General features: G+C 71.0%; 11 protein-coding genes. 10 read left to right on the top strand and 1 reads right to left on the bottom strand.

Annotated elements, in window-relative coordinates; genetic code table 11:
• Nucleotides 1-1,732, top strand: a 1,732-nt coding sequence (locus tag VF584_01510; protein ID HEX8208834.1) for an Ig-like domain-containing protein, incomplete at its 5' end; no start/stop codon positions are given.
• A gap of 432 nt (nt 1,733-2,164) precedes the next feature.
• On the opposite strand, the gene VF584_01505 is transcribed toward VF584_01510, so the two are convergent.
• A complete protein-coding gene (locus VF584_01505; protein HEX8208833.1) occupies nt 2,165-4,087 on the bottom strand; it encodes a DUF4153 domain-containing protein in 1,923 nt (640 codons plus the stop codon).
• Between the two features lie 348 nt (nt 4,088-4,435).
• On the opposite strand from VF584_01505, the gene VF584_01500 reads away from it, so the two are divergent.
• The 9 genes from VF584_01500 (at nt 4,436) to VF584_01460 (ending at nt 12,660) form a co-directional block, all read left to right on the top strand.
• Nucleotides 4,436-4,609 carry a Flp family type IVb pilin gene (locus tag VF584_01500; GenBank protein ID HEX8208832.1) on the top strand — a complete coding sequence of 58 codons (174 nt, stop codon included), beginning with the start codon at nt 4,436-4,438 and terminating at the stop codon, nt 4,607-4,609.
• A gap of 136 nt (nt 4,610-4,745) precedes the next feature.
• Nucleotides 4,746-5,255, top strand: a complete 510-nt coding sequence (locus tag VF584_01495; protein HEX8208831.1) for a prepilin peptidase — start codon at nt 4,746-4,748, stop codon at nt 5,253-5,255.
• Nucleotides 5,252-5,668, top strand: a complete 417-nt coding sequence (locus tag VF584_01490; protein HEX8208830.1) for a TadE/TadG family type IV pilus assembly protein — start codon at nt 5,252-5,254, stop codon at nt 5,666-5,668. The genes VF584_01495 and VF584_01490 overlap by 4 nt, the downstream gene beginning before the upstream one ends.
• A 10-nt stretch (nt 5,669-5,678) precedes the next feature.
• Nucleotides 5,679-6,521 carry a Flp pilus assembly protein CpaB gene (cpaB, locus tag VF584_01485; protein HEX8208829.1) on the top strand — a complete coding sequence of 281 codons (843 nt, stop codon included), beginning with the start codon at nt 5,679-5,681 and terminating at the stop codon, nt 6,519-6,521.
• Between the two features lie 13 nt (nt 6,522-6,534).
• Nucleotides 6,535-7,896, top strand: a complete 1,362-nt coding sequence (locus tag VF584_01480) for a pilus assembly protein N-terminal domain-containing protein (GenBank protein HEX8208828.1) — start codon at nt 6,535-6,537, stop codon at nt 7,894-7,896.
• Nucleotides 7,897-7,911: 15 nt separating this feature from the next.
• Nucleotides 7,912-9,015 (top strand): pilus assembly protein TadG-related protein, encoded by a 1,104-nt coding sequence (locus VF584_01475; protein ID HEX8208827.1) that lies wholly within the window; start codon nt 7,912-7,914, stop codon nt 9,013-9,015.
• The gene (locus VF584_01470; protein HEX8208826.1) at nt 9,015-10,292 is read left to right on the top strand and encodes an AAA family ATPase; all 1,278 of its coding nucleotides are present in this window, start codon (nt 9,015-9,017) and stop codon (nt 10,290-10,292) included. The genes VF584_01475 and VF584_01470 overlap by 1 nt, the downstream gene beginning before the upstream one ends.
• On the top strand, nt 10,289-11,677 hold the full coding sequence (locus VF584_01465; protein HEX8208825.1) for a CpaF family protein: 1,389 nt from the start codon (nt 10,289-10,291) through the stop codon (nt 11,675-11,677). The genes VF584_01470 and VF584_01465 overlap by 4 nt, the downstream gene beginning before the upstream one ends.
• On the top strand, nt 11,674-12,660 hold the full coding sequence (locus tag VF584_01460) for a type II secretion system F family protein (protein HEX8208824.1): 987 nt from the start codon (nt 11,674-11,676) through the stop codon (nt 12,658-12,660). Before VF584_01465 ends, VF584_01460 begins: the two co-directional genes overlap by 4 nt.
• Nucleotides 12,661-12,829: the final 169 nt, after the last annotated feature.

The raw sequence follows: 12,829 nt of genomic DNA, 5'->3' as shown, positions 1-12,829 counted from the left end.
GGTCACCTTCACCGCCAGCGTGGGCACGGGGACGGCCGCGCGGGTCATCATCAACCCGCGCTCGCTCCGCTTCACCACGCTGGGGCGGCAGGAGCAGGTGACGATTACCGCGGTGGACGTCTACGGCAACCAGATCTTCGCCCCGGCGACGCTGATCACGCGGAACGCAGCGGTGGCCACGCTGGAGGGAGCGCCGGTGGTGCGGGCGCGCGGCAACGGGAGCACCTTCCTGGTGGCGACGGTGCAGGGCGTGTCGGACAGCATCCCCATCGTGGTGCAGCAGGTGGTCGCGTCGGTGGGGGTCACGCCCGCGTCGGCTTCCATCCTGGTCGGGGACACGGTGCGCTACCGCGCGACGGCCGTGGACTCGTCGGGCGCGCCCGTGACGAACGCGCAGTTCACCTGGCGCACGGGCTCGGCCGCCGTCGCCACGGTTGATGCGGCGGGGCTGGTGAGGGGCACGGGCATGGGCACCACCACGGTGTTCGCTGCCTCCGGCGGAGTGGAGGCGAGCGCGACGGTCACCGTGCGCACCACCTTCACGGCCACCGTGCTGGAAGCCGGCGCCTTCCACACCTGCGCGACCAGCGGCGGCACCACCTACTGCTGGGGCTCCAACGCGACCCGCCAGCTTGGCTCGAACGCGCCCACCACGGGCACCCCGCAGCCGGTGGGCATCGGCACGGCCGTGCTGCTCGCCGGGGGTGGGCCGGGGGTCACATCGCAGCACGACATCGGTCAGACCTGCGCCGTCGTCGGCGGGGGCTCGGTATATTGCTGGGGGAACGACATCAATCGACAGATCAGCGGCACGCCTGCCACTGAGATCTGCCGGTTCAGCGCGAGCTTCAGCTATCCGTGCCGCGTGACGCCGGAGCCGGTCCCGGGGCTCAGCAACGTCGTGTCCCTCACCTCCGGCGCGCTCCACTCCTGCGCGGTGAACTCGGCCGGCGAAGCGTACTGCTGGGGGAGCAGCCGCTACGGCGAGCTCGGCACGGCCGTCCCCGTGACCGAGGGGTGCCAAGCGGAGGGGCCGATCGGTGGGCGGACTACGTGCAGCGCCACCCCGCTGCGGGTGGCGAGCGTCCCCGCGCTCCGGGAGATTTCGGCGGGCGCGGCGTTCACCTGCGCGCTTTCGACGGTGAACCAGGCATTCTGCTGGGGGACCAACACTACCGGGCAGCTCGGCACCCCAACGGGCGGGCCTTCGTCTCCCACGCCGGTAGTGGTTACGGGCGGGCACCAGTTCACGCAAATCAGCAGCGGCTTCTCGCACAGCTGCGCGGTGAGGACGGACGGGCGCATCCTATGCTGGGGCGCGGGCGGCTCGGGCCAGCTCGGCAACGGGAGCACCTCCAACACCACCACCCCGGTGCAGGTAGCGGGGAGCCTGACCTTCCGCTTGGTGACGGCCGGCGCGGCGCACACCTGCGCCCTGACGACCGGCGGGGCCGCGTACTGCTGGGGTAACAACACCAACGGCAAGCTGGGCGTGGGGCCGGACGTGACGCAGTCGACGGTGCCCATCGCGGTAGCCGGCGGGTTCACGTTCTCCAGCCTCTCGGCCGGCGTGGACCACACCTGCGGCATCGCCACGCCGTCCAACGAGGTGTTGTGCTGGGGCTCCCGCAGCCAGGGCCAGGTCGGCGGCGCGCCGGTGGTCGGGGCCTATTTCACCCCGCAGCGCGTACCGCCACCCGCGGGCGCCGCGCTGAGGGCCATCCGCCGGTAGTAACCACGGCTGGCTGGTAGAAAAGGAGGCACGGGAAGAGGATCTCTCCGTGCCTCCTTTCCGTTGGCCAGCACAACCGCCCCGCCCCCGCCGTAGGGGCGCGATTCATCGCGCCCACCCTCTCCCCCACCTCGACCGCCGCATGACGCATCGAAACCGTAGGGGCAGACCTGCGTGTCTGCCCACCCTTGCCCCTACCCCGGCTCCCGCCGCACCGCACACAAACCCGTAGGGGCAGCCCCACGTGGTGCCCGTGTCTCGGCCTGCGCCGCCCCCTGCCCCCCGCATCGGCATTCCAGGCACGCCCGAAACCCGCTGGAACCATCCAAAATCCCGCACGCGCGGCTCGCCCCCGGCACCGGCTATGAGATCGCGAGTCCCCGAAGGGGGACTTTGTGCTGTCGTTGCAGCGAGTTTACTCGCCAACCCCCCTTACGGCCGCGCGATGAGCATCGCCTCGACGCGCGAGAGCCTCAGCGGCGTGTCGGGCTGCCGGCGCGCGCCCTCGCGCCAATCGTTGTTGAAGTCCACCGTGAGGACCACGAGCTCGCCTCGGGAGCGGCCGGTGGCGTCGGTCAGCGGGATCCGCGCTTCCGCGAGCTCCAGGTCAGCGGAACTCGCGAGGGCTTCGCAGGCACCGGCACGACGGTCGCGGAGGACCGGCACGAGGGGGCCGAGCTCGGCGCGCGCCGTCCAGGGAGACGCTCCCGGCACCGTCACGACGGCGGCGTTCCCTTCCAGCGTCAGCCTCGGCGCTCGCGGGGCGGAGCGGGCCAGGAACTGGGAGTCTACGAGGTACACCGTCCCGCCGCCGGTCTGGATGGGAGTTCCGTCGGGAAGCCAACCGTGGAAGCTGCGGGCCGCCGGACGGGCGCATCCTGGACGCACCGCGAGCGCGCTCACGACCTCCCACCCGGCCCCGTATCCGCGAAGGCGGGTGCCCAGCACCCGCCCCGTGACTGCGGGCCCGTGCGCGTCGTAGAGGTAGGCGAGCGTACCCGTAACGCGCTCGTGCTGCTTGGCAGTGAGGGTGGTGAACGCCTTGACCGTCTCCTGGGGCGGAACCAGGGGCCTCACCAGCCGCCCGCCGCGCAGCAGCCCCGCGTCGATGAGCGCGGCGCGCAGGCGGGCGCTCTGGTCGCGGCGCGACACGGCCTGCGCGCTCCACGGACCCACCGACCCCAGCAGGAGCGCGGCGGCGAGCACCGCCGGCACCGGCGACAGCAGCGGTCCGCGGCGTCGCACCAGGCGCACCGTCCCCCACACGGCGAGCACCGCCAGCGCCGCCAGCAGCAGGAGGCGCAGGTAGCGGAACTCCGTCCACCCATACTGATCCTGGCGCACACCCACGGCCCAGATGGGGAGCGGAAGAAGGGGGAGGAGGAGCGCCGGAAAGAGGCGGACGAGGCGCGCCACCCCGCGCGTCTCGGGATCGTCCTGCAGCGGCTCCAAAAAGATGCCGCCCAGCAGCCCCGCAATCCCCGCGAAGAGGACGATGGGCGACAGGGTGTTCCTGGGAAGGTCGCCCGTGACCGCCACCTTGATGGTATAGGCGAATAGGATCGCCAGGTACACCACCAGCACCACCGCGTACAGATAGCGGCCCGCCCGGCGCACGGCGGTCAGCGAGGAGCCGCCGTCGCCCTCCGCGGCCAGCACGGGCACCCCGCCGGCCACCACCCACGGGACGAGCGCAAAGAAGACGGCGCCGGCCAAGTCCTCGTACAGGTGCTCCGGCCTGCGCAGCTCGAAGAGCGAGGTGACCGCCGCGACCGCCCCCGCGAGCGCCGCAAGGAGCGCCGCCCCGTACAGCCCCACCGCCAGGATGCGCCCCAGCAGCAGGGCGTCGAAGCGCCAGAAGCGCCGCCGCCGGCCCGTCTCCTCGCCCGGGAAGGCGGCCAGCAGCAGCGCCAGCCACGCCGCGCCCGCCAGCGCCACCGCCCTCCACCCCTCCGATTCCAGCCTGGGATTGTAGATCCACGCGGCGTACGCACCCACGCACGCCAGGACGAGCGCGGTGGCGCCCCAGCGCGCCCTCGCGGAGAGCAGGCCTCGCGCGCGCAGCACGCTCGCGCCGAACACCAGCGGCAGCGCGATGACGGCGGCCGCGAAGATGCGCACCCACCAGTGCGCGTCGTCCTGGCGGAGCGAGATGGAAAAGGTGACGGCGAGCGCCACCCCCATCAGCACTTCGACCGGGGCGTGGACGAAAGCGTCGCGCGCGTCGCGGGAGTACGCGCGCAGGGCGGTGCCGGGAAGCTTCATGGCGGGATCGCGGGGAGCGCCGGGGATGGGACGCCGCCCGGAGAAGGCGGCGCGGAGGAGCACGCCCGGCGTGGCGGCGGACGCGCGCATTCATCCTGGCACGATCGGGGCACGCGCGCAACAGTTTGCGGGGCACGGGTGTCCCACCTGCCCCAGATCGCCGCTCGGCGCCCTCCGACCCCAAATCGGAGGAACTTGCGCGCCCATTTCGTTGCACCAACAAACAGTTTTACACTCCACCCTGCAAACGCGCGTTTGGAGCCGCCCTAAGCAAGCAGCGGCGCCGAAAAATTCGTATTCTGGATGCAACGATCTTTTCCATCTGCAACGAAATATTGCAACGAAATTGCGGCACATCGATTGCCCTTTCCGCCGCCGTCCAGGAGGGACTCGAGGACGAAAACCCACACCATGGGCCCGCTGGGCCGGGAGGACGAGATGAAGGCACTCTGGAACCAGTTCCGTCGCGACGAGTCCGGGCAGAGCCTGGTGGAGTACGGCCTGGTGATCGCGCTGGTAGCGCTGGCCGTGATCGGCGCGCTCGTGATCTTCAAGGACAAGATCGCCGCCGTCTTCACGCGCATGGGCAACACGCTGGACACCGTAGGCTGAGCGGCAGCGGTTGAAGTCGGCCGGGGCGCGGGTTCCCGGCCGGTAGGCGGTACGAGAGCGTTGGGATGGAACGCGACCTCCGGCTTCACTCTGTGATGCTGGCACGTACCGCCCTGCGCTTCGAAACGGAGGACTCATGCTTTACCTGATCAACACCACGATCTTCGTCGCCCTGCTGGCGCTGGCCGCCGGCACGGATCTGCGCACGGGCCGCATTCCCAACAAGCTCACGGGTGCCGGCCTCGCGGCCGCCCTCGTCCTGCTCGCGGCGAGCGGCCCCACGGCGCTCCTGGGTGGGCTGGCCGGCGCGGCGCTGGCATTCGCCCTCACCTTTCCGCTCTTCGCCGTACGCGCGATGGGCGGGGGCGACGTGAAGCTGCTGACCGTGGCGGGCGCGTTCCTGGGTACGGGGCGCGTGGTGCCCGCGCTCCTGATCACCGCCGTCGCGGGCGGCGTGCTGGCGCTGGCCGAGGCCGGTCGCCGCGGAGCCATCCTCCCCGTCCTCTTCCGCTCGCGCGAGCTGGCGGGGCACTGGGCGACGGGCGGGCGCACCGGGGAGCGGCTCACGCTGGATTCGCCGGGTGCCATCACCATCCCATACGGGGTGGCGATCGCGGTCGGGGCCCTGGCCGCGTGGTTCCTGTGAGCCGCGCCGGGCTCTTCCGCCGGAGCGACGAGGGACAGGCGGTAGTGGAGTTCGCGCTGATCGTGCCGGTGCTGATGCTGCTGATCGTCGGGGTGTTCGAGTTCGGCCGCGCGTGGAACGCACACCAGGCGGTGACCGACGCCGCTCGTGAAGGGGCGCGGATCGCCGTGATCGCGGACCCTACCATCAACGAGGACTCGGTGAGAAAGGTGGTGCGCAACGCGCTCGCCGCGGTCTCGCTGAACGCGGACCTGGCGGAGATCGAGCTCACGGGGGTCGACGCCCCCACCGGAGAGCCGGCACGGGTGGCGGTGCGCTACCCTTACCAGCTCGCCCTTCTGAAGTCGTTGGGAAGGACCAGTGGCGGAGGTGCCGTCACCCTGGGAACGGCGTTCGTGATGCGCAACGAGTGAGGCGGGAGCGATGAAAAGGCTGTGGGTGGTTCTCGGAATGGCGCTGGCCTCCGGAGGCGGAGCGGCGTACCTGGCGGCAGGATACCTGGAGCCGGCCCCCGCCGCGGCGGCGCGCCCGGAGCCCAGGGGCGACCGCGTGGCCGTGGCGGCGCGCGACCTCCCCGCCGGCTCGGTGCTCTCCTCCGCCGACGTGCGCCTGGTGGCGTGGCCCGCCGACGCGCTCCCCGCCGGCTATGCGCGCACCGTGGCCGAGGTGGTGGGGCGCGGCGTCGTGGCCCCGCTGCGCACCAACGAGCCGCTCATGGCCGGCAAGCTGGCCCGCAAGGAAGCGGGCGGCGGCCTCCCCATCCTGATCCCCGAGGGGATGCGCGCGGTGAGCGTGCGGGTGGACGAGGTGATCGGCGTGGCCGGCTTCGTTACCCCCGGCACCCGCGTCGACGTGCTCGCCACCCTCCCCGCCGGGCAGGACCGCACCGCGGGGACGCGCCTGGTCCTGCAGAACGTGCAGGTGCTGGCCGCAGGCCAGTCGATCGCGCGCGACAACGACGGGAAGCCGCAGGCCGCGGCCGTCATCACCCTGCTGGTGCTCCCCGACCAGGCCGAGATCCTGGCGCTGTCGTCCGCCGAGGGGCGCATCCAGCTGGCGCTCCGCAACACGATGGACGGCACCCAGGTGAGCACCGGCGGCATCCGCACCACCGGGCTGCTGGGGAACACCGCGCCACCACCCGCCCCGCCGGCCGTTCGTGCCGAGCGGCCCGCCCGCGCCCCCTCCACCGCACCCGTACGCGCGCGGGCAGGGCGGAGCGTCGAGATCTTCCGGGGGAGCGACCGCTCCGTCACCACCTTCTAGCAGGCGAGGGACCATGCGTTACCCCTTTTCCATCCGCGGCCGGGCGGTCACTTCGCCGGCACGGGCCGCCCTGCGCCTGCTGGCGCTGGCGGCAGGGGTGCTCGCGCTCCCCGCCGCGGCACAGCGCACCGCCGCGCCCGCCGCGCAGCGGGTGATCCCCGCCGGCGATCGCGTGGTAGTGGTGGCCCGCGGGCAGACGGCGCTCCTGGTACAGCCGGTGGCCCTCGCGCGCCTCTCCATCGCGGACCCCGAGGTGGCGGAGATCTTTGCGGTGTCGCCGCAGGAGATCCTGGTGAACGGCAAGAAGCTGGGGACCACCTCGCTGATGCTGTGGGACGCCAGCGGCGCGCACCGCCTCTACACGGTGGAGGTGACGCCGGACGTGCGCGGGCTGGAGCAGACGCTGCGCACCCTCTTTCCCGCCGAGCGCTTCACGGTGCTGGCCAGCGGCAGCAGCGTCGTCCTTTCCGGCACGGTGAGCAGCGCGGCGGTCGCCCGGCGCATTCTGGAGATCGCCGGCGGCTCGGGCGCCACCATCGTCAACAACCTCTCCGCGCCGGCCGCGTCGCAGGTGCTGCTGCAGGTGCGCTTCGCCGAGGTGACGCGCTCGGCGGTCAGCGAGCTGCGCACCCAGCTCGGGGTTTCCACCCGCGGCACGCTGGGCGGGGTGGACGAGGGCGCCGTGCAGACGCTTTCCGACGGGCTGGTGAAGCTCTTCCTGCTGGGCGGCAACACCCGCATCGAAGCCTCCATCAGCGCCATGCAGTCGCGCGGCCTCTTCCGCAGCCTGGCCGAGCCCAACCTGCTGGCGCTCGACGGGCAGGAGGCGTCGTTCCTGGCCGGCGGCGAGTTCCCCTTCCCCGTGGTGCAGGGCGGCGGCAACAACAGCACCGTCACCATCGTCTGGAAGGAGTTCGGCGTCCGCCTGCGCTTCAGGCCCACCGTGGGGACGGACGGCACCATCCGGCTCAAGATCGCGCCCGAGGTGTCGTCGCTGGACTACTCCAACTCGCTGCGCATCGAGGGCTTCCAGATCCCCTCCCTCCTCACGCGCCGCACGGAGACCGAGGTGGTGCTGCGCGACGGGGAGTACCTGGCGATCGCGGGGCTGCTGAACAACGTGCTGGAAAACAACAACTCGCGCATCCCGCTGCTGGGCGACCTGCCGGTGCTGGGCTCGCTCTTCCGCTCGCGCAACGCACGGCAGGGGCGCACGGAGCTGCTGGTGCTGGTGTCGCCGCGCATCGTGCAGCCCACCAGCGGACCGCAGCCGGTGCCCACCGGCGAGCCCAACAACTGGGAGTGGGACCGCTCGCTGCGCGGCACGCAGCCGGCGAACCCGTCCGGCCAGCCCGCGACGCCGGGCCGGCCGTAAAGGAGGGTTAGACCCGTGATCCGCTTCCGCACCCGTCTCCGCGACCGCCAGGGCTCCGCGCTGGTCCTTCTGGTCGTCGCCATGCTGGGGATCCTCTCGATGATGGCGCTGGCCATCGACCTGGGGATGCTGCGCACCGCCCACGGCGAGGCCCAGCGCGCCGCCGACGCGGCGGCGCTGGCGGGCGCATCGGCCTTCATGGAGATGGACCCGGACCAGGCGGCGATCGCCGGGCAGGAGCGGGCGGTGGACTTCGCCACCCGCAACACGCTCCAGGGGCAGGCGTTCGGGGCGGAGGAGGTGGTGGTGAACGTGCTCAAGGACACGCGCACGGTGCGGGTGAAGGTGCGCAGGCCGGCGGTCCCCACCTGGTTCGCGCGGATGTTCGGGGTCAACAGCGCACCCGTGAGCGCGCGCGCCGCGGCCCACGCCACCCGCGCCCCCAGCACGCGCTGCGTGAAGCCGTTCGTACCGCCCGACCTGTGGGCCGAGACGGCCGACGACCTCAACAAGAACGGCGAGTGGGACGTGTGGGAGATGTGGGAGTACGAGCCGGACGAGGGCGACTTCTACAACCCCGGCGGCCCGGGGGCCACCTCCAGCAAGCCGGAGACGGGGTACGGGAGCAGCTACCGCGGCATGAGCAAGGACCGCGGGCGCAAGGTGATGCTCAACGCGAGCGCCCTCCCCGGCTTCGCCAACCTTTGGGCGATGCCGGACATGGAGTGGGGCGGCGACGACATCGGCGGCTCCGCGCTGCGCCAGAACATCAGCGGCTGCAACTCCAGCCCCATCAAGCTCGGCACGCCGTACCGCGTGCAGAGCGGGATCAAGACGGGCCCCATCTTCCAGGGGATCACCGACCTGGTTCAGCGCGACCCCCTGGCGCGCTGGGACGAAGCAAGAGGCGAAGTGGTGGGATCGGCTTACGGCGACTGGATGGACAGCCCCCGGCTGATCCGCGTTCCGCTGTACGACCCCTCCGAGATGGATTCGAAGGAAAATAACGTGGTGTTCGTGAAGTTTGCGTGGGTCTTCCTGGAGCCGGTGGGTGGCTCCACCGATCCCATCGTCGCCCGGTTCGTGGAAATCGTCCGGGTCCTTCAGCTGGTGGAATGATGCCCTTCGCAGCCCCCCCCTCAGCCGCCGCCTCGCTCCTGCGCTGCGCGGTGATCTCCACCGACGAGGCGTTCCGCGCCCGCGTTCGGGAGGTCGCCCTGCCCGAGCGCGGAGTCGCGCCCCCGCTGGAGATCCCGGTTCCCTTCAACGAGCTCGGCGACGGGCACCTGAAGGCGCTCCGCGACGCCTCGCCCGAGGTGATCTTTCTGGACGTGGGCCAGCACCCCGCCACCGGGATCAACCTCGCCCAGTTCCTGGCCGAGCAGAACCCGCACGCCCGGCTGGTGGCGGCGGGCCCCGCGCTCTCGGCCGAGGTGCTGATGGCCGCCATGCGCGCCGGGATTTCCGAGTACCTGCTGAAGCCCGTCTCCGGCGATGAGGTGGCGCACGCCGTGGAGTCGACGCTGCGGCGCACGCGCGGCACCGAGGCCGAGGCGCAGCAGCAGCCGGGGCAGATCTTCGCCTTCTTCGGCCCCAAGGGCGGCTCGGGCTCCACCACGCTCGCCACCAACCTGGCGATCCACCTCCACCGGCTCACCGGCAAGCGCACGCTGCTGGCCGACCTGGACCTGGAGCTGGGCGAGGTGGCGCTGCAGATGGGGGTAGACCCGCGCTTCAACTTCGCGGACATGGTGAGGAACTTCCACCGCATGGACGCGGAGCTGCTGGCCTCCTTCATCGAGCGCCACAACTCCGGCGTGCACCTCCTTTCCGCGCCCTACCATCCGGAGAAGGCGGAGGTGGTGTCCGGCGACCGGATCTCCAAGATCCTCCTCTTCCTGAGGCAGCACTACCAGTACGTGGTGGTCGACACCTCCAATTCCTTCTCGCCGGCGACGCTGGCCACCTTTGAGCACGCCGACAAGATCTTTCTGGTGACGCAGGCGGACCTGCAGTCGCTGCGCAACATCAAGCGCTGCGCTCCGCTGCTGGAGCGCACCATCGGCGGCGGCGACCGGGTGAAGCTGGTGCTGAACCGCTACCGCACCAGCGACGCCATCAAGCCGGAAGACATCGAGAAGACACTGGGGATGAAGGTGCAGTGGACGATCTCCAACGACTACGAGGCCGTGGTGAGGTCGGTGAACTCCGGAACGCCGATCGTGCTCAACGGCGACTCGCGCTACGCGCAGGACGTGCGCTCCATGTCCGCCTCCATCGCCGGGCTGGCGGGGGGCGCAGAGCCGGCGGGGGGCCGCTTCATCCGCGCCCTTACCGACCCGCTGATGCGCGTGCTGCGGCGCTCCACCCCGCAACAGCCTGAGGTGGCGGTATGATGCAGTCCTGGTTCAGCGGCGCCGCGCCTGCCGCGCCCGCGCCGCCGCGCACCCCCGCGCCGTGGGATCTCCCGGCCGTCGAGGTCGTGCAGACGGGCCCGTCTCTCCTCCAGGAGACCAAGGCGCGCATCCACCGCAAGCTGCTGGAGCGGCTGAACCTGTCGTCGCTGGACGCACTGGAGCGCGACCGCGCGGTGGCGGCCATCCGCGGCGTGGTGCACGAGCTCCTGGCGCTGGAGTCCGTTCCGCTCAACTACGACGAGCGGGAAGAGCTGGTGCGGCAGGTGCTGGACGAGATCTTTGGGCTGGGGCCGCTGGAGCCGCTCATGCAGGACCCCGAGATCTCGGACATCCTGGTCAACACCCACAGCAGCGTCTACGTGGAGCGGCACGGGCGGCTGGAGGAGACGGACATCACCTTTCAGGACGACCGCCACCTCCTGCAGGTGATCGACCGCATCGTCTCCGCCGTCGGCCGCCGCATCGACGACTCGTCGCCGATGGTGGACGCGCGCCTGGCGGACGGGTCGCGCGTGAACGCCATCATCCCGCCGCTCTCCATCGACGGGCCGCACCTCTCCATCCGCAAGTTCAAGCGCGACGCGCTGGCCGGCCAGGACCTGCTGCGCACCAAGAGCCTCACGCGCCCCATGCTGGACCTGCTGGCGGCGGTGGTGGGCTCGCGCCTCAACATCCTGATCTCCGGCGGCACCGGCGCGGGAAAGACGACGATGCTCAACATCCTGTCGTCGTTCATCCCGTCCACGGAGCGCATCGTCACCATCGAAGACTCGGCAGAGCTTCAGCTTCGCCAGCCGCACGTGGTGCGCCTGGAGACGCGCCCGCAGAACATCGAGGGCTCGGGCGAGGTCACGCAGCGGCACCTGATGGTGAACGCGCTGCGCATGCGCCCCGACCGCATCGTGGTGGGCGAGGTGCGCGGCTCGGAGGCTATCGACATGCTGCAGGCGATGAACACGGGCCACGAGGGCTCGCTGGCCACGCTGCACGCCAACACCCCGCGCGACGCCCTGGGCCGCCTGGAGACGATGGTGTCGATGGCGAACCTGAACCTGCCGGAGAAGGTCGTGCGTCAGCAGATCGTCAGCGCCATCGACGTCGTCATCCAGGTGAACCGCCTTTCCGACGGCACGCGCAAGGTGATGACGATCTCCGAGGTGGTGGGGATGGAGAGCGACATCATCACCATGCAGGACATCTTCGTCTTCGACAAGCAGGGGATCGCCCCCAACGGCGCGGTGCTCGGCGACTACCGCGCGACGGGAATCCGCCCGCGCTTCGCCGACCGGCTGGAGGAGAACGGAATCCAGCTTCCCTCGGACATGTTCGCGCAGGCGGCGCCGATGCGGCGGGAGGCGTGGTGAGCGGCGCATCCCCCGCCCTTCCCGCGCTGCTGGCCGGGACGGCGGCCGCGCTGGGGACCGCCGGCGTGGTGCTGGGCGCCGAGTGGGCGCGCGCGCGCCGGCACCGCAACACCGTGCTCCGCCAGCTCCGGCAGCTCGCGGACGAACGCGGCGCCGTAGTGTCGTCCACTTCGGCCGAGCCCCTCCTGCGCGATGCCCTGGAGTCTTCGTGGCTCAAGATGCTGTCCGCGCGCATCCCCCAGCTCCGCGGCTTCGGGCCGTTGCTGCAGCAGGCCGGCCTCGCGTGGAACGAGCAGCGCTTCCTGGTCTCGATGGGGGTGGGCGCGCTCTTCGGCGGGTTGATCGGCTGGGCGATCGGCGGGGCGGGAGTGGCGCTGATGGCGGGCGTGGCGATCGGCGCGTTCATCCCGTACGGCTACGTGCGGCGGGTGAGGACGCGCCGACTGCGCAGCTTCGAGGAGCAGCTCCCCGAAGCGATCGACCTGCTGGGACGCGCGATCCGCTCCGGCCACCCCCTCTCGGCGGGGCTGCGCATGGTGGCGGAGGAGAGTGGGCAGCCGGTGGGCGGCGAGTTCCGCCGCGTCTTCGAGGAGCAGAAGTTCGGGCTCCCCTTCGAGGACTCGCTCACGGGGCTGGCCGCGCGGGTGCCGCTGGTGGACGTGCGCATCCTGGTGACCGCCGTCATGATCCAGCGCGACGTGGGCGGCAACCTGGCGGAGATCCTGGACAACCTGTCGCACCTGATCCGCTCGCGCTTCACCATCCGCCGCCAGCTCCGCACCTACACGGCGCAGGGGCGGATGAGCGGCTACGTGCTCGGCATCCTCCCGATCGCGGTGGGGTTCATGATCTTCGCGCTGAACCCGGAGTACATCATGACGCTCTTCAAGGAGCCGATCGGTAGGGCGATGGTGTGGTCGGCCGCGGGGCTGCAGTTCCTGGGCTTCCTGTGGATCCGCCGCATCGTGGACATCGAGATCTGACAGCAAGAACAAAGTGCTAAGTGCTAAGTGCTAAGTGCTAAAAACGCGGTTCAGGACCTTAGGACTTGGGACTTGGGACTTGGGACTTGGGACTTGGGACTTGGGACTTGGGACTTGGGACTTGGGACTTGGGACTTGGGACTTGGGACTTGGGACTTGGGACTTGGGA

The sequence above is a fragment of the Longimicrobium sp. genome (genome assembly GCA_036389135.1).
Taxonomy (GTDB): Bacteria; Gemmatimonadota; Gemmatimonadetes; order Longimicrobiales; family Longimicrobiaceae; genus Longimicrobium.
The sequence above is the reverse complement of the archived record's forward strand: the minus strand, read 5'-3'. Positions and strand labels throughout refer to the sequence as shown.

What these genes read in the sequence shown, in the direction of transcription:
- VF584_01505 (HEX8208833.1), bottom strand. Translation starts at nt 4,087, where the DNA reads ATGCGCGCGTCCGCCGCCACGCCGGGCGTGCTCCTCCGCGCCGCCTTC.
- VF584_01500 (HEX8208832.1), top strand. Translation starts at nt 4,436, where the DNA reads ATGAAGGCACTCTGGAACCAGTTCCGTCGCGACGAGTCCGGGCAGAGC.
- VF584_01495 (HEX8208831.1), top strand. Translation starts at nt 4,746, where the DNA reads ATGCTTTACCTGATCAACACCACGATCTTCGTCGCCCTGCTGGCGCTG.
- cpaB (HEX8208829.1), top strand. Translation starts at nt 5,679, where the DNA reads ATGAAAAGGCTGTGGGTGGTTCTCGGAATGGCGCTGGCCTCCGGAGGC.
- VF584_01480 (HEX8208828.1), top strand. Translation starts at nt 6,535, where the DNA reads ATGCGTTACCCCTTTTCCATCCGCGGCCGGGCGGTCACTTCGCCGGCA.
- VF584_01470 (HEX8208826.1), top strand. Translation starts at nt 9,015, where the DNA reads ATGCCCTTCGCAGCCCCCCCCTCAGCCGCCGCCTCGCTCCTGCGCTGC.
- VF584_01465 (HEX8208825.1), top strand. Translation starts at nt 10,289, where the DNA reads ATGATGCAGTCCTGGTTCAGCGGCGCCGCGCCTGCCGCGCCCGCGCCG.